At 73.4% G+C, this 21,221-nt stretch carries 19 protein-coding genes and 3 pseudogenes; 10 read left to right on the top strand and 12 right to left on the bottom strand.

Annotated elements, in window-relative coordinates; genetic code table 11:
• Window positions 1–58 precede the first annotated feature (58 nt).
• The 4 genes and pseudogenes from AB0A94_RS13730 to AB0A94_RS13715 form a co-directional block, all read left to right on the top strand.
• Window positions 59–1,027, top strand: coding sequence for a TIGR01777 family oxidoreductase (locus AB0A94_RS13730; protein ID WP_361743513.1), 969 nt, complete (start codon window positions 59–61; stop codon window positions 1,025–1,027).
• 142 nt (window positions 1,028–1,169) lie between these two features.
• Entirely contained in the window at window positions 1,170–2,015 is an 846-nt protein-coding gene (locus AB0A94_RS13725) for an ATP-binding cassette domain-containing protein (protein ID WP_361743510.1), read from the top strand.
• A 281-nt stretch (window positions 2,016–2,296) separates the two neighbouring features.
• On the top strand, window positions 2,297–3,637 hold the full coding sequence (locus AB0A94_RS13720) for an MFS transporter (protein WP_361743507.1): 1,341 nt from the start codon (window positions 2,297–2,299) through the stop codon (window positions 3,635–3,637).
• Window positions 3,638–3,746: 109 nt separating this feature from the next.
• A pseudogene (locus tag AB0A94_RS13715) lies at window positions 3,747–3,952 on the top strand (pyridoxamine 5'-phosphate oxidase family protein); the annotation flags it as partial.
• On the opposite strand, the gene AB0A94_RS13710 reads toward AB0A94_RS13715, so the two are convergent.
• The 3 genes from AB0A94_RS13710 to AB0A94_RS13700 all read right to left on the bottom strand — a co-directional run bounded on the left by AB0A94_RS13710 (window position 3,924) and on the right by AB0A94_RS13700 (window position 6,813).
• Complete coding sequence (locus AB0A94_RS13710) at window positions 3,924–4,433, bottom strand: hypothetical protein (protein ID WP_361743504.1); 510 nt, start codon at window positions 4,431–4,433, stop codon at window positions 3,924–3,926. The pseudogene AB0A94_RS13715 and the gene AB0A94_RS13710 overlap by 29 nt on opposite strands.
• 186 nt (window positions 4,434–4,619) lie before the next feature.
• The gene (locus AB0A94_RS13705; RefSeq protein ID WP_361743501.1) at window positions 4,620–5,711 is read right to left on the bottom strand and encodes a DUF475 domain-containing protein; all 1,092 of its coding nucleotides are present in this window, start codon (window positions 5,709–5,711) and stop codon (window positions 4,620–4,622) included.
• A 139-nt stretch (window positions 5,712–5,850) separates the two neighbouring features.
• Complete coding sequence (locus AB0A94_RS13700) at window positions 5,851–6,813, bottom strand: NADP-dependent oxidoreductase (protein WP_361743498.1); 963 nt, start codon at window positions 6,811–6,813, stop codon at window positions 5,851–5,853.
• 125 nt (window positions 6,814–6,938) lie between these two features.
• Here AB0A94_RS13700 and AB0A94_RS13695 point away from each other — a divergent pair, with 125 nt between their 5' ends.
• On the top strand, window positions 6,939–7,919 hold the full coding sequence (locus AB0A94_RS13695) for a helix-turn-helix domain-containing protein (protein WP_361743495.1): 981 nt from the start codon (window positions 6,939–6,941) through the stop codon (window positions 7,917–7,919).
• A gap of 146 nt (window positions 7,920–8,065) precedes the next feature.
• Here the strand turns inward: AB0A94_RS13695 and AB0A94_RS13690 are convergent, their stop codons facing one another.
• The 4 genes from AB0A94_RS13690 to AB0A94_RS13675 all read right to left on the bottom strand — a co-directional run bounded on the left by AB0A94_RS13690 (window position 8,066) and on the right by AB0A94_RS13675 (window position 11,920).
• Window positions 8,066–9,592 (bottom strand): FAD-dependent oxidoreductase, encoded by a 1,527-nt coding sequence (locus tag AB0A94_RS13690; RefSeq protein WP_361743492.1) that lies wholly within the window; start codon window positions 9,590–9,592, stop codon window positions 8,066–8,068.
• A gap of 47 nt (window positions 9,593–9,639) precedes the next feature.
• Window positions 9,640–10,557, bottom strand: a complete 918-nt coding sequence (locus tag AB0A94_RS13685) for a diiron oxygenase (RefSeq protein WP_361743489.1) — start codon at window positions 10,555–10,557, stop codon at window positions 9,640–9,642.
• A 131-nt stretch (window positions 10,558–10,688) separates the two neighbouring features.
• Window positions 10,689–10,832 carry a hypothetical protein gene (locus AB0A94_RS13680; protein WP_361743486.1) on the bottom strand — a complete coding sequence of 48 codons (144 nt, stop codon included), beginning with the start codon at window positions 10,830–10,832 and terminating at the stop codon, window positions 10,689–10,691.
• Window positions 10,833–11,023: 191 nt separating this feature from the next.
• Window positions 11,024–11,920: a hypothetical protein gene (locus AB0A94_RS13675; RefSeq protein ID WP_361743483.1), complete on the bottom strand. Its 897-nt coding sequence runs from the start codon at window positions 11,918–11,920 to the stop codon at window positions 11,024–11,026.
• A 318-nt stretch (window positions 11,921–12,238) separates the two neighbouring features.
• Between AB0A94_RS13675 and AB0A94_RS13670 the strand changes: the two are divergent.
• A pseudogene (locus AB0A94_RS13670) lies at window positions 12,239–12,943 on the top strand (MFS transporter); the annotation flags it as partial.
• Window positions 12,944–13,042: 99 nt separating this feature from the next.
• Here the strand turns inward: AB0A94_RS13670 and AB0A94_RS13665 are convergent.
• From AB0A94_RS13665 to AB0A94_RS13655, 3 genes are all read right to left on the bottom strand, one after another.
• Entirely contained in the window at window positions 13,043–14,602 is a 1,560-nt protein-coding gene (locus AB0A94_RS13665) for a mucoidy inhibitor MuiA family protein (RefSeq protein WP_361743480.1), read from the bottom strand.
• A 6-nt stretch (window positions 14,603–14,608) separates the two neighbouring features.
• A complete protein-coding gene (locus tag AB0A94_RS13660) occupies window positions 14,609–16,663 on the bottom strand; it encodes a DUF4139 domain-containing protein (protein ID WP_361743477.1) in 2,055 nt (684 codons plus the stop codon).
• Between the two features lie 183 nt (window positions 16,664–16,846).
• Window positions 16,847–17,032, bottom strand: coding sequence for a hypothetical protein (locus AB0A94_RS13655; RefSeq protein ID WP_361743474.1), 186 nt, complete (start codon window positions 17,030–17,032; stop codon window positions 16,847–16,849).
• Here AB0A94_RS13655 and AB0A94_RS13650 point away from each other — a divergent pair.
• From AB0A94_RS13650 to AB0A94_RS13635, 4 genes and pseudogenes are all read left to right on the top strand, one after another.
• Window positions 17,022–17,612 (top strand): hypothetical protein, encoded by a 591-nt coding sequence (locus AB0A94_RS13650; RefSeq protein ID WP_361743471.1) that lies wholly within the window; start codon window positions 17,022–17,024, stop codon window positions 17,610–17,612. The two genes, AB0A94_RS13655 and AB0A94_RS13650, sit on opposite strands and share 11 nt — an antisense overlap.
• A 1,082-nt stretch (window positions 17,613–18,694) precedes the next feature.
• On the top strand, window positions 18,695–18,880 hold the full coding sequence (locus AB0A94_RS13645) for a hypothetical protein (protein WP_361743468.1): 186 nt from the start codon (window positions 18,695–18,697) through the stop codon (window positions 18,878–18,880).
• A gap of 353 nt (window positions 18,881–19,233) precedes the next feature.
• Window positions 19,234–19,464, top strand: a pseudogene (locus AB0A94_RS13640) (peptidoglycan-binding protein); the annotation flags it as partial.
• A 90-nt stretch (window positions 19,465–19,554) separates the two neighbouring features.
• On the top strand, window positions 19,555–19,866 hold the full coding sequence (locus tag AB0A94_RS13635) for a M23 family metallopeptidase (protein WP_361743718.1): 312 nt from the start codon (window positions 19,555–19,557) through the stop codon (window positions 19,864–19,866).
• A gap of 100 nt (window positions 19,867–19,966) precedes the next feature.
• On the opposite strand, the gene AB0A94_RS13630 is transcribed toward AB0A94_RS13635, so the two are convergent.
• Together AB0A94_RS13630 and AB0A94_RS13625 are read right to left on the bottom strand one after the other, a co-directional pair.
• Window positions 19,967–20,524 carry a DUF2087 domain-containing protein gene (locus AB0A94_RS13630; protein WP_361743465.1) on the bottom strand — a complete coding sequence of 186 codons (558 nt, stop codon included), beginning with the start codon at window positions 20,522–20,524 and terminating at the stop codon, window positions 19,967–19,969.
• Between the two features lie 113 nt (window positions 20,525–20,637).
• Window positions 20,638–21,030: a VOC family protein gene (locus AB0A94_RS13625; protein ID WP_361743462.1), complete on the bottom strand. Its 393-nt coding sequence runs from the start codon at window positions 21,028–21,030 to the stop codon at window positions 20,638–20,640.
• Window positions 21,031–21,221: the final 191 nt, after the last annotated feature.

Here is a 21,221-nt window from a genome sequence, read left to right as displayed (position 1 = left end):
TTTTTGAACGTGTTCAATTCGACGGTAGGGTTGCCCTCACACGGATCGGGAGGGCTGGATGAAGATCGTGATTCCCGGCGGGACCGGGCAGGTGGGCACCGTCCTGAAGCGCGCGTTGACCACGGTCGGGCATGAGGTCGTGGTGCTGACCAGACGGCCGACGGGGCCCGGTGAAGTCCACTGGGACGGTGAGACCCCGGGGCCGTGGACCGAGGTGATCGACGGCAGCGATGTCGTGGTCAACCTGGCCGGCCGCAGTGTGAACTGCCGCTACACCCCCGCCAACCTCCGGGCCATGAGGGACTCGCGGGTGTTCTCCACCCGTGCCGTGGGCGAGGCGATCGGCGCCGCGGCGCACCCTCCGCGGGTCTGGCTCCAGATGAGCACCGCCACCGTCTACGCGCACCGCTTCGACGCGCCCAACGACGAGGACACCGGTGTGATCGGCGGGGCGGAGCCCACCGTGCCGGGCTACTGGTCCTACAGCGTCGACATCGCCAGGGCCTGGGAGCGGGAACAGGAACGGGCGGCCACCCCGCACACCCGCAAGGTGGCCCTGCGCACCGCCATGGTGATGAGCCCCGACCGGGGCGGCGTCTTCGACGTCCTGTCGTGGATGGCCCGCCTCGGGCTCGGCGGACCGGTCGCGGGGGGCGCCCAGTACGTGTCGTGGATCCACGACCACGACTTCGTCCGCGCGGTCGAGTTCCTGGCCGACCGGGACGATCTCGCCGGCCCGGTGAACCTGGCCGCCCCCGATCCCCTGCCGCAGCGCGCCTTCATGCGCGCCCTGCGCACCGCGTGGCACATGCCGCTGGGTCTGCCCGCGACGCGAGGGATGGCCGAAGTGGGCGCGTTCGTACTGCGCTCGGACACGGAGCTCCTGCTCAAGAGCCGGAGGGTGGTCCCCGGCCGCCTGCTCGAGGCGGGCTTCGGATTCGCGTACCCGACGTGGCCGGAGGCGGCCCGCGACCTGACACGGCGCCGACGCGGCGCGAGCGGTCCGGTGCGCGCCGCGACGCGCTGACCTGCCGGTGCCATGTGTGCCGGCCGGCCCTCGGTGCCGGGCCGGCACGACATCCACGATCCGAACGGCCCGGCGACAACATGCCCCGTACATCTACCGTCGTGGGGGGGCGACGACGCCCGGGGGCGAGAGGAGTTGCCGGATGGCCGGGCCGACGGTGGAGGGCACGGAGGGCGGGCCGGGGACGGCTGTGGTCCTCCTGCGGGACGTGCGCGTGGGCCGCCACACGAGCGACCGCCTGATCCTCGACGGAATCGACTGGACCGTCCGGCCCGGAGAGCACTGGGCGCTCCTGGGGGCCAACGGCGCGGGGAAGACCACCCTGCTGCGGCTGCTCGGTGCCCTGACGCACCCCACGACCGGCAGTGTCGAGGTGCTCGGCAGCAGGCTGGGCCGGGTGGACGTCCGCGACCTGCGCGCCCGTATCGGGCATGTCACCGCTGCCCAGCGGGTGCCCGGCGAACTCACCGCCCACGCCGTGGTGCTGACCGGGCACACCGGTACCGTCCAGCCGCTGTGGCGGATGTACGACGACGAGGTCCGGCGGCGGGCCCACCGGCTCCTGGCCGAACTGGACGTCGAAGACCTGACCGACCGGCCGTACGGAGTGTGCTCGGGCGGTCAGCGGGCCCGCGTCCTGATCGCCAGGGCGCTGATGGCCGACCCGGCGCTGCTGCTCCTGGACGAGCCGTTCAACGCGCTGGACCTGCCGTCCCGGGAAGACCTCGTCGAGGCCCTCCACCGACTGGCCGAGGGACGCCCGCGACTGGCCACCGTGACGGTCACCCACCACGTGGAGGAGCTCTCCCCGGCGGTCGGCCACGCCCTGCTGCTGCGGGAGGGCCGGATCCTCGCCCGGGGGCCCGTCGCCGAGGTGCTGACCGACGCACGGGTGACGGCCTGCTACGGCCGCGACATCACGGTGACCCGGCGCGACGGACGCTGGACGGCGTACTCGCGACGACGGACCGAGCACCCGGCCGTCTGACCCCCGCGCCGGGTCCCGGGCCGTGTGCGTGCGAGAAGCGTGTGAGGCCGCCTTTCGCGCCGGGTCGCCGACGGCTAGGGTCCCGGTGGAGCGAGTCACCCACGAGGAGCTGAGACATGGTCGGTTTCCCGAGCGCGCGTTGACGCTGTCGGCCGTCCGGCCTGTCATCGCGTGCTGCCCTCGACGTTGCGGCACAGCGAGCCTTTCCCTGCCCGAACCGCCGGTGCGCCTTTCGCCCGCCCCGGTGGCGGGCCTCGTTGTCGGCAACCCGAGGGATCCCCGTGCCGTCCGCTTCCCGTGCCGTATCCGATTCCGGCCGCTCCGTTCCGTCGAGCCTGTGGCGGGACGCCGACTTCCGCAGACTCTGGACGGGCCAGACCGTCTCCCAACTCGGTGAACACGCGAGTCTGGTGGTCCTGCCGCTCTTCGCCGTCCTGACGCTGAACGCCGGTGCCGACCAACTGGGCGTCCTTCGCGCGGTGGGGCAGGCACCGGTCCTGCTGCTCTCGCTCTTCGCCGGCGCGTGGGTGGACGGGTGGCGCACCCGTACGACGATGGTGCTCACGGACGCCGGCCGGGCCATGGCCCTGGGCGCCGCCGCCACGGCCGGCTTCTTCGGCCTGCTCGGCCTGCCCGTCCTGCTCGCGGTCGCCTTCACGGTCGGGGCCCTGTCCGTGTTCTTCGACGTGGCATACCAGGCTTCTCTCGTCCGGCTGGTGGAACGCGACCGACTGGTGCGGGGCAACAGTGCGCTGGAGGGCAGCCGGTCCGCGGCGCAGATCGGCGGTCCCGCTCTCGGCGGTGCGTTGGTGTCCCTGCTGTCGGCGCCGGTCGCCGCCGCCTCCAGCGCGCTGTTCTTCGCGCTGTCCTTCCTGTCGGTCCGGCGGATCCGCCGGACCGAATCGATCCCCGGGCGCGCGGAACACCTCCCTCGGGTCTGGCGGCGGATTCACGAGGGCCTGCGTTTCGTCGCCGGCGACGCCCTGCTTCGGAGCGTGTGCCTGGCCTCGGCCGTCTTCCAGTTCTCCTTCGCGGCCGTGATGACCGTCCATCTGCTCTTCCTGTCACGGGAGCTGCACCTGCCGGGCACCGTCATCGGGCTGGCGCTCGCGGCGGCGGGACCGGGCGCGCTCCTGGGCTCGCTGCTCGCCGCCCGCCTGCCCGGCCGCTTCGGTCACGGCCCGGTGCTCGTGTGCGCGGCGGTACTCGGCGACGGCGCCTTCCTGTGCGTGCCCGCGCTGCACGGCTCCTCCGCGGTGACGGTCGCCGCCCTCCTCGCGATCGGCTTCGTGTCCGGGCTCGGCGGCCAGTTGGTGAACGTCACGGTCATGGCCGTCCGGCAGGCCGTCACCCCGGACGGGATGCAGGGCCGCGCGGCCGCGACCATCACGTTCGTCGGCATGGGACTGGCCCCGCTCGGCTCCCTGGCCGGCGGGTTCCTCGCGCAGGAACGGGGGCTGCGCACCAGCCTCCTGGTGACGGCCGCGGGCATGATGCTGTCCCCCGTGGTGATGGCTTCGTCCCCACTCCGACGCCTGGGACGGGAGCTGCCGGCCCCGCACGACGCGCCACCGACGGCCGTCCGCCCCGGATCCGCACGGGAGGCCCCTCCGCGACGCTGACGCGGCTCATGCCTGCCCCCGGCCCCGGTGCCGCGGCCGGCATGGGGACGGCCCTCGGCCACGACCGCGGCCGAGGGCCGTCCGGGCATCCCGCCGCCACACGTACAGGCAGCGGGTGCTCCGCGTCAACGGCCGCGCCCGCGTCCTCACCGGCGCGCCCTCTTCGACGCGATGACACATGACGGCCGGCGCCCTCGGCCGGCGCTCGTCCTGGACATCGACGAGATCCACCCGCACTGTCCGCAGTCCCTGAACCGCTCAGGACTGCGGACCACCGGACGAGCCGTCAGGCGGCCCGGTGGACGACGAGCTTGAACTCCGCCAGGACGACGCTCCGCGCCACACCGTCGTCATGGGTGACCCGTAAGGCGAGCGGGACGGCCGGGTCGACGAAGACGCCCCAGTGCTTCGTCCAGCACTGCATGCCGGGACTCGGCGGCCGGTGCTCCGTCGCCGTGGTGTCGCGGGGCGCCGGAGTGAGGCCGAGCGGATCCCGGACGAACTGGTCCCGCAGTTCGCCGTAATCCCCGGCCTCCCACTGGACCATCGCGTACAGGGCGCCCCAGCCGGCCGTGCTGGGCCATATCAGCCCGGACCGGTCGTCCGCGTCCCAGTCCGTGACCACGTACCCGTCCGGCTGGTTCACCTGGTGCATGGAGAACCGGTCGGTGGACTCCGCGGACCCGAACGGGAACCGTACGACCGTGTAGGGACTGCCGGCCGGGACCGGCTGCGGAGTGTCCCGCTTCAGGGAACACACCTGTACTCCGGGCGAATCCGTCACGTCGATGGACATGGTGCGAATCTGCCCGTTCCCGGGCGGTTCGATGCGGATCGGCCGTCCGGGCGTCAGGCCGTCCGGGCGCAGACCGGGTACATCGGGTGACCCGCGTCGCCTCGCCCGTGCGGGAGGTGCGGCGTGACCCTGTGCCGGCGCCGCCCGCGCACTCCGGGGTTCCCCGGGCCGAACCCGCTGAGGAGTTCACCGGCGTGCGGCGCGGTTGTGGCGTACGGAGGAGCAGAACGACGCGCCGATGAACGTGACGCCGATGAGGCCGGTGACGATGTCGTCGATCTCGTACCGGATGCTGACGAGGAGGACGAGGGCGAGGGCGCCGATGGCGTAGTGGGCGCCGTGTTCGAGGTAGACGTACTCGTCGAGGGTGCCCTGGCGGACCAGGTAGACGGTGAGCGACCGGACGTACATGGCGCCGATGCCCAGGCCCAGGGCCATCAGGACGATGTCGTTGGTGACGGCGAAGGCGCCGATCACGCCGTCGAAGGAGAAGGAGGCGTCCAGGACCTCCAGGTAGAGGAAGGTGAAGAAGGCGGCTCTGCCCGCCAGGGCGACCGCCGGCCGTCCCGCCCCGGCGTCCTCGGTCCCTCGCCCGGTGTGCTCCCCGGCCTCCTCGGCGGCCAGCCTGCCCTCGAAGAAGCCGGAGAGCCCGCCCACGATCAAGTAGGTGATCAGGCCCGCGATGCCCGAGAGGAGAACCGTCTGGGCCTTGTCGGCATGACCGCCGCCGTGCTGGTGGGCGTGGACGGCGAACGTCACGGAGGTGACGAGGAGGACCCCGAGGGAGACGCAGACCGACAGCATGTCGATCCGGCCGAGCCGGGCCAACGGCCGTTCCACCGGGCCGAGCCACTTGACCTCGCGGTCCTCCAGGACGAAGTCGAGGAAGATCATCAACAGGAACATCCCGCCGAACGCGGCGATCGACGGATGCGCGTCGGTGACGAGCTCCTGATAGCGGTCCTTGTCGGTGAGCGCGAGATGGACGGCCCGGGGCGGTGAGAGCCGGGCACTGACGGAGACGATGACGACGGGGAAGAGCAGCCGCATGCCGAAGACGGCGATCAGGATGCCGATGGTGAGGAAGACCTTCTGCCAGAAGGCGTTGAGCCTCCTGAGGATGCCGGCGTTGATCACCGCGTTGTCGAAGGACAGCGACACCTCCAGAACGGCGAGGACGGCGACCAGTCCCAGCGCCGTCCAGCCGTCGTAGAGCACTCCGGCGACCAGACCGAGGCCCGTGACGGCGAAGGCCCAGCGGAACGTCCTCAGCAGCACACGGCGCCCCCTTCTCTCTCGTCGCGCCCGTCGCCGGACGACGGGCCCCGTTCCAGTGCCCCTCCCGGGGAGGTCTACTACGCCGGTGCCGCGGAAGAGCGGCCGACACCGCGCCGGCGGTCCGCCGGCCGCATGCGCGTCACCGCGTGACGTCCAGGACGAGCTTGCCGCGGGTGCGGTTGGTCTCGCCCCGGCGGTGCGCCTCGGCGGCCTGCTCCAGCGCGAACACGTGCTCGACCTCCACCCGGACCGCTCCGGAGTCGACCAGACCGGCGATGGTGGTCAGGGCGGCGCCGTCCGGCTCGACCAGGAGCGGGCTGGTGCGCACTCCGGCCTGCCCGGCCGCGGCGGCGAGCGCCGGGGAGACGCCGCTCGGGACGGAGACCACCAGGCCGCCGGGCCGGGTCACTGCCACCGACCGCACGTCGGTGGCGTCCGTGCCGCCGATCAGGTCGACGACGACATCGACCGCACCGGCCACGTCCTCGAACCGCTGCCGGGTGTAGTCGATCGTCTCGTCGGCGCCCAGCTCCTTGAGCCAGGCGTGCCGGGACTCACGGGCGGTGGCGACCACTTCGGCACCCAGATGCCTGGCCATCTGTACCGCCAGGTGCCCGACGCCGCCGGCCGCGGCGTGCACCAGTACCCGCTGACCGGCCTTGACACCCGCCGTGTCGACCAGCGCGTGCCACGCGGTGAGCGCCGCGAGGGGCAGGGCGGCGGCCTCGGCGTGCCCGACCGAGGCGGGCTTGCGCGCGAACTGGCGGGACGGCGCCGTCACGTACTCGGCGTAACCACCGGCCGGGCGCGGGAACCAGGGCATCCCGTACACCTCGTCACCGGGCGCGAGCGCGGTGACGCCGAACCCCACCTCCTCGACGACTCCGGAGACGTCCCAGCCGAGGACCAGCGGCAACGTCTGCAGTCCCGCCATGCCGTGTCCCGCGCGGGTCTTCCAGTCCACCGGGTTGACCCCGGCGGCGTGCACCCGCACCAGCACCTCGGTCGGCAGCGGTTCGGGACGTGCGACCCGCCCGACGGTCAGCACCTCCGGCCCGCCGAACCCGCTGATGGTGACGGCACGCATGGTGTGCTCGCTCATGCTCTCCTCGTTCCTGTCCGTTCCGCCTGTGCGAAGACCGGGCCGAGCCCGGTGATCACCAGCTTCGTCGCATCGCCCCGGACGGAGTGAGTGGCTGGAGGGCCACCTGTCGTACCATTCCGGCCATGGCGCACCGCATTGCCGTTCTCGCTCTCGAAGGTGTCCTCGCGATGGACCTCGGTATCGCCGCGCGCGTGTTCGGCGCGGCGCGCGATCCGGCCGGCGCACCGCTGTACTCCGTGACGACCTGCTCGCTCGGCGGTCGGCCGGTCCGCACCCACGAGGGCTTCCGGATCGTCGTCGACGACGACGAGTCCCTCCTGGAGCGCGTGGACACCGTGGTGATCGCCACCCAGGAACCCGAGAGACATCTGCTCGCCACCGGCGAGCTGCCCGCGGAGGTCGCCGGGGCGTTCGCCCGGATCGGTCCGCGCACCCGCGTCGTCAGCCTGTGCACCTCGGCGTTCCTGCTCGCGGCGGCCGGGCTGCTGGACGGTCTGCGGGCCACCACTCACTGGGTGCTCTGCGACGCGTTCGCCCGGCTGTTTCCCCGGGTCGAGGTCGATCCGGACGTCCTGTTCGTCGACAACGGACGCATCCTGACCTCGGCGGGCGGGGCCGCCGGCATCGACGTGTGCCTGCACCTGATCCGCCGGGACCACGGAGCGGCGGTGGCCGGCGCGGCGGCGCGCCGGTGCGTGGTCGCGCCGTGGCGCGAGGGCGGGCAGGCGCAGTTCATCGAGCACCCGGTGCCGAAGGACATCGACCGTTCCACGTCGGCCACCCGGCAGTGGGCCCTGAACCGGCTGGCCGAACCCCTCACGCTGGAGGACCTGGCCCGGCACGCGCACATGAGCGTACGCACCTTCACCCGGCGGTTCCGCGACGAGGTGGGCACCAGCCCCCTCCAGTGGCTGCTGCAGTGCCGGCTGAACCAGGCGCGCCGGCTGCTGGAGTCGACCGATCTGACCGTCGCGCGCGTGGCCACGGCGAGCGGCTTCGGCGACGCCGTGGCCCTGCGCAAGCACTTCTCCACCCACCTGGGCCTGTCCCCGCTGGCCTACCGCCGTGCCCACAACGCCCCGGACCTGACGGCGACGGGATGAACGCCCTCGAGTGGCGTCCGGGGTGCCTGCGGTGCGTCCCGGGTGAGGGCGTCAGGACCATGCGCAGGTGCTCGAGGAGGCCCTCCCACGGCCGTCCACGGGCGGGGACATGACGGCCCGTCCGGCCCTCGGCCGGAAGGCGGACCTCAACGGCGCCGACGGCGTACGAGGCGGCGGAACGCCTTCGGCCCGCCGGCCGGTGCGGGCAGCGCGCCCGCCACCGCGTCGGCCAGCAGCGAGCCGACGGTCTCGGCCGCGCAGGCGCGGTTGGCGCCGATGCCCCCCGAAGGACCGCGCTTGATCCAGCCGACGACGTACGTCCCGGGCCTGCCGGTCACCCGGCCGCGCTCGTGCGGCACGGTCCCGGTGGCCTCGTCGAACGGCAGCCCCGCCTGGGCCACCCCGCGGTAGCCGACCGCCCTCAGCGCCAGGCCGGCCGGAATCTCCAGCTCGGCGGTACCGCCGGTGACCCGCACGGCACGCGTGTCCTCGCCCCCGCACACCGCCACCGGGGAGGAGCGGAAGCGGAACACGATGCGCCGCCGCCCGCCTGCCGCACCCGGCGGCAGGGACCAGTCGACGGTCTCCCGCGCCACCCCCCGCAGCACCGCCGCCTTGTCCTCCGGGCCGGCGGCGTCGATCGCCGCACCGATGCGGGGGTCGTGGTCGTCGACGAGCAGATCCATCCCGGGAAGGTGCTTCAGGGCGAGCAGCTCGGGTCTGGTGCACGCCGCGTGCTCGGGTCCGCGGCGCCCGAGCAGCACGACCTCGCGCACCTTGCTGCGGCGCAGTTCCGCCAGCGCGTGGCCGGCGATCCCGGTGCCGGCCAGCGTCTCCGGGTCGGAGACCAGGATCCGCGCGACGTCGAGGGCGACGTTGCCGTTGCCGATCACGACGACACGCTCGCACGACAGGTCGACGGCGTCCGCGGCGACCTCCGGATGCGCGTTGTACCAGGCGACGAAGGTGGTCGCGGAGACGCTGCCCGGCCGGTCCTCGCCCGGAACGCCCAGTCGCCGGTCCGTGGCGGCGCCCACCGCGTAGATCACCGCGTCGTGGTGGGCGGCGAGTTCCTCCGCGGTGACGTGGGTGCCCACGTCGAGGCCCAGGTAGGTCCGCGCGCGCGGATGGGTGAGGAAGCGGGCGAAGGACTCGCCCACCTTCTTGGTGGCCGGGTGGTCCGGTGCCACGCCGTACCGGACGAGCCCGCCGGCGACCGGAAGCCGGTCGACGAGCGTCACCTCGGCCCGGGTGTGCAGCAGCAGGTCCTTGGCGGCGTACATGCCGGCCGGGCCGGTGCCGACGATCGCGACCCGCAGCGGCCCGAAGTCCGAGGGCAGCACCCGGTCGAAGGACGGCTCGCCCCAGGCGTGGAAGTTCGGGCCCGAACGCGCCGGTGACCCCGTGTCCTCGGGGGAGTCCTGCTCGAAGTAGGCCGCGTTGATCCGCGCGTACTCCCGCTGCCCGCCGGTCAGCCGGTCGAGCGGGAGGACGGCGTCCACCGGGCAGGCGTCGGCGCAGGCACCGCAGTCGATGCAGCTCTTCGGGTCGATGTACAGCATCTCCGTGCTGCCGAAGGCCCGTTCCCCGGGCGTGGGGTGAATGCAGTTGACCGGGCAGACGGACACACAGGTGGCGTCGTTGCAGCAGGTCTGGGTGATCGCGAAGGCCATGGTCGTCCACTCCGCCGTGGGTCGGGGCAGGTGCAGGGTGCGGGTCGTCAGACGAGGTGGGCGCGCTGGTAGAAGAAGAGCGCGGGCCGGGTGAGCAGCCCCACCGAGTCCAGGAACTCCATCAGGCCCGAACAGCTCGCCCGCATCATCGACTTGTGGTGCTCGTTGGTCTTTGCCTCGCGCAACGCGCGTGCCTCGTCCAGGCCGGCGTTCGCGTAGACCTTCCGGTTCACCATGCTGGTGACGATGACGTAGGCCGCGACGGCGATCAGCAGGGCGTGGATCCGGCGGCGCAGCCGTCCGGCACGCGCGAGGTGCCTGCGCGTCTCCTCGCGGGCGAACTTCATGTGCCGGGACTCCTCGACGACATGGATGTTGTTGATGGTGCGGACGAAGGGCACGACCCGCTCGTCGCGCATCCAGTCGCGCTGCATGACGTCGAGGACCTCCTCGGCGACCAGGATCGCCGCGTACGCGGCCTCGCCGAAGGCGACGGTCTTGAAGAACCGGCCGAGTTCGAGCGCGACCCGGTGCGGCCGGTAGGCCGGCGCCCGGAGCTTCTTCGCCCCGCGGGCGAACATGATCGAGTGCCGGCACTCGTCGGCGATCTCGGTGAGCGCCCACTGGACGGTGTCGTCCGTCGGGTCCTTGGCGTAGATGTCCCGCAGCACCATCTGCTGCAGGATCATCTCGAACCAGATGCCGGTGCTGGCGACGGACGCCGCCTCCTGGCGCGTCAGCTCCTTGCGCTGCGCGTCGGTCATCTCGTCCCAGTACGCCGTTCCGTAGAGCGTGCTCCACTCCGGGCTGGCGCCGTGGAAACTCGTGTCGAGCGGCGTGTCCCAGTCGACCTCGGTGAGCGGGTCGTAGGAGAGCTGAGCGGACGAGTCCAGCAGCCGCCGGGCTGTGCCGTCGTCGGAGGGCCGGTTCCCGGCGGCCTCCGACGGGGAGGTGTGGATGGCCATGCTGAGGGCTCCTCGAATCGAGTCCGGGCGCTATTACCACGGGTAACGATCCCGTCTTGCTGACGAACTGTATAGCAAGAGGAGCCGCGTTCCTACCCCCGAGTAGCGAAGGGTGGCCACGGGAGTACCGCTCAGTACGGTCCGGCGTGCTCACCGCAGCCGGAACCGCCGCCGTTCGCGGAGGCCGTGGACGGGCCGGCGGCCATGAGGGCCGCGGCGGGGACGAGGACGGCCGGGGGCAGTGCCCGCCGGGCGGCGTGCGGTGTTCGCCTCACGGCCACGCTTTCCGTGAGGGGAACGACTGCTGTGACGGCACCGCACGCCGCCGATCGGCCCGGCACCGCCGGACGATCCGGGCGAGTGAAGACCACCGGGCTTGCCGCCCGTCGCCGGCGCGGCCGGACGTGCCCCGCGGTCACACCGGTCCCGTGGTCACACCGGTCCCGTAGTCACACCGGTCCCGCGGTCACTCGACTCCGCTGGGAGTGGGCTGCGGTGTACGGCCGGCGAGGACCTCCTGCAGCCGCTGCGTGCCCTGCTCGACGGCCGCGGAGGTGGTGTCGTGGTCGGCGCCGCCGGTTCCGCCGTTGGTGACCGTGATCGCGTTCGCGCCGATCTGGACGGCGGCCACGTCCAGGGTGAGGGTCACGGGCTCGTTCCCGCTCGTGCCTTTCACCGTCACGGTCAGCCCCTGCCTCGCGTCACCTTCCTCGGGCAAGGACATCTCGGTGACCTGGACGGTGCGTTCACCGGTGTCACCACCGGTCAGGGTGAACTGGTCGCAGGCGTCGGGAAGCGACCGCAGCCACTTCATCGACTCGTCGAGGTCGGCCTTCTGATAGGCCGCGACCTGGTAGAGCAGCCGGGAGTCACCCTCCTGGAACCCGTTGAGCGCCGACGCCCCGGAGGGGCGGCCCAACAGGGTCTCGTCGTACAGCGAGTCGATCAGCCTCTGGCACTTCGAGGCGTCACTCCTCCCCTCGAGGAACGCGACCACGTCGACCTGTCCGATGAGCAGGGAGTCCCGCCAGCCCCGCGGGTCATCGACCTGCGTCCAGTTGTCCTCGATGTCCGCCTCGGTGATCAGCGCGTTCCGCGCGCCGGTCTCGCCGAGCTCCGAGGTGGGCGACGAGGTGGGCGACGAGGTCGGCGACGGGGACGTGGGGGACGGGGACGTCGGCGTGGACGTGGGTGACTCGGTCTGCGCTGCGAGGGCCCGCTCGACGGCCGCGCCGGCGGTCTCCGACCCGGCCGACGCGCTGTTGTCCGCGTCGGAACAGGCCGCCGTGGTGAGCAGTGTCCCGGTGGCCAGTACGGCGGCCAGGACACGGGACGAGCAGACGATCGGGCGAGGGGTGGTCACGAGTGCCTCCTGAGGATGGGACGAGCGCCCCGGCGCCGACCTGCCCCGGGCGCTTTCCGCCCTTGTCCTCCCACCGCATCACCGGTCCGCCCGGGCGACCAGCGCAGCGGAGGCACACGGGTGAGAACGGGCCCCGCGTCGCGCCCGAGTATCCGGGGAGCCACCGGGAGGAAGCGACCCCGAGCGCGCTTCCCGGCGTCCCCTCACGGACGCTGGTACGTTCCGTCTGCCACGGCACGTACCGGAAAGGGACCCGTCACGTCCCCCACCGACAGCGGGCCCGCGCCCCCTTCCGCGGCGGCCGGGCGCCACCCCACCCTGTTCCGTGCCGCCCGGCGCCGGCGGAACCCGCCGCTGCGCCGGTCGGACATCACGGTGACGGACGAACGGGCGGTCAAGCGGGCGGTGAGGGCCGCCTCGCTCGGCAACGCCATGGAGTGGTTCGACTTCGGCATCTACGCGTATCCGGCCGGCACCATCGGCCGCGTCTTCTTCCCCTCCGGCAGCGACACCGCGCAGTTGCTGTCGTCCTTCGCCGCCTTCGCCGTCGCCTTCCTGGTGCGCCCGCTCGGCGGCATGGTGTTCGGGCCGATGGGCGGCAAGATCGGCCGCAAGAAGGTCCTCGTGCTGACGATGATCCTGAGGGCGATCGGCACCGCCGCGATCGGCATGCTCCCGACGTACGCGGCCGTCGGCTTCTGGTCACCCCTGCTGCTGATCCTCTTCCGGTTGCTGCAGGGATTCTCCACCGGCGGCGAGTACGGCGGTGCCTCCACCTTCATCGCGGAGTACGCCCCGGACAAGCGGCGCGGCTACTTCGGCAGCTTCCTGGAACTGGGCACGCTGGCCGGGTACACCGGCGCGGCGGGCCTGGTGACGGCCCTCACCGCCTGGCTCGGCACCGACACGATGGACGCCTGGGGCTGGCGCATCCCGTTCCTGCTCGCCGGGCCGCTGGGCGTCGTCGGCATCTACCTGCGGCTGAAGCCGGACGACACACCGGCCTACCTGAAGCTGGAGGAGGGCGCGGAGCTGCTGCGGTCGCAGGCACCGACACCGAAGTTCTGACGGCGGCGGGCCGAGGGCGCGGCGGCGGTGGCGGTGGTGGTGGCTTCGCCGGGGTCACAGGCCGGTGACCTTGCCGCTCGCCGAGACTTCGTAGACAAGGGTGACGGTGCGGCGGCCGCCCGGGGGCAGGGGGACGTTCCAGCGGACGATGCCGTCCGCGTCGATCGCGTCGGGCGCGGGAGAGCAGTCGTCCCGGCGCAGGCGCACCTCCACCGCCGAGACCTCGGAGACCGGGACGCGCTCCTGGACGACGACCGTCCTGTCGTCGTGCTCGCCGGGGGCGGAGAACCGGGAGAGGTGCAGCCGGACGGTCCGGGTGAGGACGGTCCGCTGGGTGATTCCGGCGGTCTCGCGGGTCTCCTCGGTGTGCCGCAGCACCCGGTGGTCGTCCCGGCTGCCGAAGGCGAGCTCGAGGGGGGAGCCGGGGGCGGTGAAGCCCAGGGTGCCGCGCCCGCTGAATCCACTGCCGCGGACGAGGTCGACGGGCCCGGCGAGCAGGGCGTGGCCGGACAGGTTGTCGCACCGCACCACCTGGCTGACCAGGGGCGACAGCTCGGGCGAACAGGCGTACTCACTTCTCGCCGGTGAGGTGAAGGAGGAGAGCGGCACACGGTGGGCGCGGCCGTCCGCCGGCACGGAGACCGGTGCGGGGGAGTGGAGCACGCGCACCTCGCCGCCGTCGTCCACACCCGGCAGCCCCAGCACGGGGGCGGGACCGAGGTCCGTGATCTCCTCCTCGCGCAGGTCGACGTGGACGGCGCGGCGCTCAGCGGGGGAGCGGTCCTCAAGCGTCAGCCGGTCCTCGCTGAGCCGGGGCGGTTCCGCGGCCCGCGCGGAGCGGGCCGTCGACAGGGTCAGCCGTACGTCCGACCAGTCCTCGCCGGTGCGCTGCCAGACGATCGCGTCCGTGTCCAGCGTGAGGGAGTCCCCGTCGAGCACGGCCCGGTAGGCGGGCCGCCACACCGCGCACGGCGTGAGGTGGCCCAGCCGCAGCACGGCCTGCCCGGCGGCCGGGGCCCGCACGGTCAGCTCGATGTGGCCGACCAGCTCGGCGGGTTCCGTCTCGGAGAGCTGCAGGGCCCGCTGGGTCTCGGAGAGTTCGGCGGCCACGTCGGCCAACTCGGCCTCCGCTACGCGCAGTCGCTCGCCGTGGGAGTCGCGTTCGCCATCCACCCGGTCCAGTACCCGGGCCCAGCGGTCCCGTTCCGCTTCCCCGAAGCCGGCGCCCTCGCCGATCTCCCGCAGCAGATCGGTGGCGAGCCGGCCGAGCAGATCGACGCGGATGCGCAGCCGGTCACACCGCTGCTCCAGGTCCGTCCGCTCCTCCTCCAGGGCCGTCACCCGCCGGCGCAGCGCGGAGTCGTCGTCGGTGGGCCGCGGCCCGCGCGGCGTCCAGCTGCGGACGATCCGCGCGTCGAGCACGGTCGCCGGGTGGCCTGCGGTCAGCTCGGCATGGAGGGTACGGTCGACGGCCAGCGCGCTGACCGGTCCGAGACGCAGTCGCTGCGTACCGGCCCGCAGATCGAGTACGGCCGTACGCTCCACGTGAGCGCGGTCCTCCGTACAGGTGACGGCGGTGACGGGGAGGGGGATGAGCCCCGGTGACGTAGGCATGCTGTGTCAGCTCCTGCGGTTGCCGCCGGTGAGGGCCTTGCCGGCCGGGATCCGGATTTCGTAGCCGCCGTCGAGGGCGGCGGTGCCGCCGGCGGGCAGCTCGATCCGCCACAGGCGTGTGCCCGGTGCGTGGCGCTCGAGGCCGGCGTCGCCCCCGGGCGCCGTCCAGTCGGCTCGTTCCTCGATCCGTACGTCCGCGTCAGAGGTGACGGGCACGCGCTCGCGCACCTCCACGGAGACGGGCACCGGAAGGCGGTTGGCCAGCTCCACATGGACGTGGTGGTCGAGCACCGTGACGTTGTTGCGCAGCCCCGCGGTCGACTCGCGCAGATTCACCCGGCGGGTGACCCCGATGGCCTCGGCCGGTCCGAGCCCCACCCGGCACGCACCGCCCGGGGCGAGTGTGGGCAGGGCGGCGGTCAGCAGGAAGTCCTCGTCCGCGGTGACCTCCACCGGACCGGCCAGCAGGGCCTGACCGGTGGCGTTGGAGAGCACCAGCGTCGTGTACACGGTCTGCTCCACGGACGGGACACAGAGGTACTCGGTGCGCAGGCCGACCGGGATCTCGCCGACGGTGACGGTGTGCCAGTTGCCGTCCGAGGGGATGTCGGCGGGGGCGGCGGCATCGAACCGGTGGTCGAAGGAACCCGCCGACTCGCGGGGCCGCACGGCGTGTCCGGGAAGGGGCAGCGCGCCCACCGTCTCGGCGCGGCGGCGGTACTCGGCGGCCACCGGGTCGAAGCCGGAACCGGGGAACAGCCTGCCCCGGCGGCCGCCCTGTTCGTCCGGGCCGCACAGGACGAGCGCGGAGTAGTCGAGCTCGGCGCCGTCCGGCTGCGGCGGACCGGCCACGGGCACGGGCGGTACGGGCACGGGCGGCGCGGACGCGGCGGGCGGTGGCGGCGCGGCCCCGGGAGCCGCGGGAACAGCAGGGGCGGCGCCGGGTGCGGCGGGCCGCGCGGCGGTACGCGCGGCGGTACGCGGCCTGCCGCCCGGCCGGGCCGAGGCAGGGGCCGGCGCCATGGCACCGCCGAAGGCCGGAGGGGAGGCGCCCTCCGGCAGCGGAAGGGGCGGCGGCGGAGGAACGGGACCGGGCGCGGCACCCACCATGACCGCGGGCGCGGGTCCCGTGTCGGGGCGGGGGCCGGCCGCGTCGTAACCGGCGAAAAGATCGGTCAGCCCTGCCGGGTGCTCACGCCAGCCCGAAGGCGCGGGGGCGGACTGACTGCGTCCGATGCGGACCGAGCGGAGCCGGGGCAGGTCGGTGCGACGGCGCAGATCGGCGGTGGCCAGGGCGATGCGGACACCGGTCCAGTCCTCACCCGTGCGCTGGGCGACCGAGGCCCGCAGCACCAGGGACCCGTCGCTCTCGCCCGCACGGTGGGTGAGCCGGTAGGCGGGCACCCAGACGGCGCCGGGCACCCCGTACTCCACCTCCAGCTCCACCTCCGCGCCGCCCGCGCCGTCCAGCGTCAGGACCGCGCACACCGAGCCGGCCACCGGTGCCGAGGGCACATCGGTGGAGGCACGGGAGATCCTGTCCACGACGATCGCGAGCTCGTGCTCGGCCCGGCGCAGCTCCTCCTCCAGCTCGCGGAGCCTGCTGTGCAGCCCGGTCAGGCGCTCGTCGACGAACTCGGAGAGCTCCAGCCACGCGTCGACCGGGGTACGGCGGTGCGGGTCGTCCCGCTTGCGGGCCGGCGGCACCGGACGGAGCGCCGCGACCTCCTGGACCAGTCCCAGTTGCCGGTCCCGGCGACCCCGTGCCGCCGCACAGGCGTCGCGCAGCCGTTCCTCTTCGCGCCGCAACTCGTCGGACGGCTCGGTGCCGAGGAGTTCGGCCTCCACCTCGACCCGGGCCTCGGTGACACGTACCCCGGACGCTCCGACGACGCGGGCCCGCAACGAGCCCGGGTCCAGCGAGCGGGGCAGTCCCGCCACCCGCACGCGTCCGCCCGCCGGCACCGTGCCCCGGGCCAGGCGGCGGCAGAGCGCGCCCTGCGCGTACACCACCACCGAATCGAGAGCCGACGCCCACCTCGGGGCCGTCCCAGCCGTCATGCGTTCCCCCACCCAGCCGTGTCCGTGCCGAGGGCAGCCTACGCGGTGATCCGTCGCCGGTCCTGCCAGGTCCCGATGCCGGCACGGACCACGCGCGCCGGGCCGCCCGTTCCGGGGCCCGGGGAAGGTTCGGTCCGTGCGACGGCCGGCTCACCGGGTGACTGCCCGCCGCCGGGTGCCGCCTCACCAGATCAGGCACCAGTACGCGCCGTGGTGCCCGATGCCGATACGGCTGTTCCGCGGAACCAGGCCGGGGTCCGGCTGGCCCACGGACGCCATCGAGCAGGCGGGGTCGCCGACCGCGTCGGCGTTCGCCATGCGGTGGGCGGCGGCCGTCGCGGCCGGGGAGGTGTACCACGTGGTGGTCACCCGTTCGTCGCCACCGGCCGTCGGCGTCGGCCCGTGCGTCCTGGCGGACGGCGTCGGTACGTGCTTCGAGGGCGCCGGCCGCGTCGCCGGTGTCCGTGTCGGCGCCGGGCGGGCGGATGACGGCGAGGGCTTCGGCGTCGCGGACTTCGGCGGTGGTTCGGGGGTGGCGGACCGCTGTGGTGGTTCGGGGGTGGCGGGCTTCGGCGGTGGTTCGGACAGGGTGGACTTCGGCGGTGGTTCGGACAGGGTGGACTTCGGCGGTGGTTCGGGCAGGGTGGACCGTGGCGTGGGCGTGGGCGTGGGTGCCGGGGAGCCCGGTGAGAGCCGGGGGGTCGCGGACCGCGTCGGTGGCTGTGGTGTCGCCGGTCCCGTCTTCGGAGTGCGCATGGCCGAAGCACCGGTCGGGGTCCGGTGGGGCACCGGCTGGCGGCTGGGCGGCGCCGGCCGGGTCGTGGGCCTCTGTTCCGGCGGTGCCGGCTCGGTTGCCGTCCGCCGTGCCGGCGGTGCCGGCTCGCTGGTCGGTCTCTGCGCCGGCGGAGTCGGTCGGGTCGTCGGCCGCCGGCCCGGCGAGGTCGGCTGACGGGGCGGGGACGTCGTCGGCCCGGGCGACAGCGTGGGCGTCGGCGTCCGCCGTGCCGTGCTCGACGGCTCTGTCGCGAACGTCCAGGACGGCAACGGGTTCAGCGTCGGAAGGGACAGGTCGTTCGAGGCCGAGGGCGTGGGACCGGGCGTGCCGCCGTCCTGCGCCACCCACGCCCACACGCCGATGCCACCGAGGACGAGCACAGCGGCGCCGCCTGCGATCCACGGGGCACGCCGGGGCGGGCGTCGGTGACGGTTCATGGTCTTACTGTGCTATGCGACCTGGCGGGGCGCCTGTCGCGTCGCCAGGACGTCGTGCTTTCCGCCCGTCCGAGTGATACGGAGATCTCTCCGGCCTCCTTCCGAACGGGGTGGCTCCGGGTGCGCCACGCCGACTCGGGTTCGGACCCGGGGTCGTGCGAATCCGTCCATGGGCCCGCCCAAGGGCCTGGGACGCTGCCGTCGATCGTCCTGCCCCGTCTGCCGCGGATCCCCGGCAGACGCATCGTGGGAAGTGGGGGAGGGCCTGCCGCGGAGCCTCTTGTCCGCCGCGGCGCCCGCTTCCCCGTCTCACCCCTGCCGCGCCCCACAGGCCCGGGCGAGGCGAAGAGGGAAGGACCTCGTCCTGCCCCGTCCATGGATGCCCCGAGCTCTCAAGGCGGACGTCGGGGACCACGCGCCCTGTGACCCCGGGTTCCCGGCACGGGCGATCGCGCACATCACGGCGGACAGGGAGGCCACCGCCGGGTCGACGGCAAGGTGTTCGCAAGGCTGGTCGACACCCCTTGCAGGGGCTGGGACGATCTTCACGCGTGGATCAGCTCCTGGGGCGTACCGGACGTCTGGCCCGTGGGCCCTCCGGCCTCCCTGTCCCGCCGTACACGCCCGGCCGACACGTGGAGGTCGCGGGGCGGGTGGTACGCCCGTGCCCATGTCCCGGAGAACGGCCACGTCGACCCCGGTTCCTGGTCGGCGTTCGGGTCACGGCCGCCCGGACCACCCCCTGAGGAGTCCCGGTTCGAGCCGTTTCCCGGGGCGGCGTTCTTCCGGGCGGGGCGCACCTCGCCCGTCATCGCGGAGATGCACGACCGGCTCGTCGCCGAGGACTGCGACCGCTGCACGTCCGGCACCGACCCCGATGTGTGGGGCCCGGACGACGTGAGGTCCTACACCGCCCGGCAGCGGAAACCGGGTCTCGAGGGCAGCTCCGCCGACGGCGTTCCCGGCCGGTTCAGCTGGGACGGGCCGGCCGTCCCCAACGTCTGAGGTGGTGCGGGCGTCGCGCCGGAAGGGCCCGGGTCGGGAACCGGCGGACGGGTCGTCAGAAGACCCGTGCGTCAGCGTATTTCCAGGGTTTGCGCGCCACTTCCATCAGGCGCATGGTGGAAGGGGAGCGACTGTGACAGCCGGCGGCGCATGGTCCCGGAAAGACCGTGGCTCCCCGGCAGGGGCGCCGCCGGGCCTGCCGGCAGGGTCACTCCTTGCCGGCTTCCACGCCGATCGGCCGCTTCCCCGGCGTCGGTACGGTGACATCTCGCGCATGCGGCGGACGAACCCGCACCGTCATCCGGCGCCTTGCCGAGCTCTGTGGAAAGGAGAGGGCCATGCCCGCGACGGCGCCGTTCCCAGGAGCGGGCTTCTTCCACAAGGGACAACGCAGCCCTGTGATCGCCTCGATGGGCAAGCGCCTGGTGGCGGAAGGGTGCGGGAAGTACCGGACAGGTCCGGGCCCCGAGTGGACCGACGTCGACCAGCAGTCGTACGCCGCCTGGCAGCACAAGATCGGGTTTAAGGGAGCCGATGCCAACGGCATCCCGGGCAGGACGAGCTGGGACCGGCTCCGCGTTCCGCCGGCCCCGGCGCCCGGTGGTGCCCGCGCCGCGTCTCCCGTACCGGGGCACGGCGTCACGACCCCCCACGGGAAGAAGGGGCCCCACTGGATCCTGGGCCGTCACACCGGCGCGGACTACGCCGCTCCGGAGGGGAAGCCCTGTGTGGCGGTGCGCAACGGTTCCATCGTCCGCAGTGGACACGAAGACCGCGGTTTCGGTGACTTCCTCGTGTTGCGCGTCGGCGCGTTCGACTTCTTCTACTGCCACCTCTCCGAGAAAACGGTGACAGGGGGTCCGGTCAAGGCCGGTCAGAAAATCGGGGAAGTCGGCTCCACCGGGAACGCCACCGGCCCTCATCTCCACTTCGAGAAGCGCCCGGCCCGCGGCGGCTTCGGCTCCGACGTGCCCCCCGTCTGGTGACCGGGAGAGCCCGCCGGTTCGCCGGCGGTTCTCACGGCTCCTCGCCCGGGACCGGACGGAGGGGCGCGTCGACAGACGGCACCGGTGTCACCGGCGCACCTCAGCCGACCCGGACCGGGTCCTCGGCCGGACGGCGGTAGACGCCGTCGCTCCGGTGCAGATGGCGCAGGTCGACGAGGTAGCGACGCAGGGTCACGTGGTCGGATCGGCCCTCTTCGCACCAGGCGCGGAGCCTCTCGTCGACCTCGCTCTCCGCGTACTCCCGGCCCGGCTCGAACGTGCGCTCGGCGATGTGGCGCAGTACGAGCTCCTTCCGGTTCCACCGCGCGGGAAGCTTCACCAGCCGTCCGTCCCGTACGAACGTGCGGAGCAGCGTCTCGACCCGCTCGTCCCCGGTGCCGTGGTCCTGCGCGGGCCGGCGCCCGGCCGCCTCGCGCGCCAGGCGGCGGAACGAGTCGTAGGACACCACGAGTCCGTCGGCGTTCGCCGCGACGGCCTTCCGTTCCTCGAGCCGGCGCAGCGCGAGGAGGGCCTCCCGGGCCGGCAACCCGGTCCGCTCGACGACCTCGGCGGCGCTCGTCGCGCCCAGCGCCACGGCGGCGAAGACCCGCACCCGGGTCTCGTCGGTGAACAGCCCGGCCACGTCCTCGCCCGTCATGCCCCGTCTCCGTTCCTCCGGGAGCGGCCTCCCGGACACTGCTCCGGGACGCTACCTTTGCGGCCCGGCGACGCGCCCGTGGTTTTCCGCGTGCGCAGCGCCGGCCCGGCCCGTCAGCCGCCGGGGCCGGAGCGCACGAAGAGGCAGAACGGGTGGCCCGCCGGGTCGCACAGGACGCGCACCTCGGCCTGGGGCTGGAAGTCGGCCAGGGCCGCCCCCGAGGCGAGGGCATGCTCGACGGCCGACGACAGGTCGTCCACCTCGATGTCCAGATGCGCCATCATCTGCTGTCCGGTCCGGCCGGAGGGCCACCGCGGGCGGGAGAAGAGCGGCTCCGTCTGGAACGACAGCCCGGCGCCGCCGTCGGACGGTCCGATCTCGACCCAGCCCGGCTCCTCCTTCCGCACCGGCCAGCCGAGCAGACCCTGGTAGAACCGCGCGAGCTCCCGGGCGTCGGGCGCGTCGAGTGTGGTCGCGGCCAGCGTGAAACGCGGTAGGGAATCCATGAGGTGCTCCTGCCCGGCTTCAGCGGAGCGAACTTCATCGGAGCCGTCGGACGACGTGGGATCTTCACCCGCATGGGCATGACGTGGGATCTTCACCCGCATGGGCATGACGTGGGATCTTCACCCGCATGGGCATACGGGGAAGGCAGGAAAGCGGGCGAAGGCACAGGCGGCTGGGCACCCGGGCGGGG

It is taken from the genome of Streptomyces sp. NPDC044984 (assembly GCF_040646935.1).
Taxonomy (GTDB): domain Bacteria; phylum Actinomycetota; class Actinomycetes; order Streptomycetales; family Streptomycetaceae; genus Streptomyces.
Note: the sequence above shows the minus strand (reverse complement) of the source record. Positions and strands in the feature narration are given on the sequence as shown.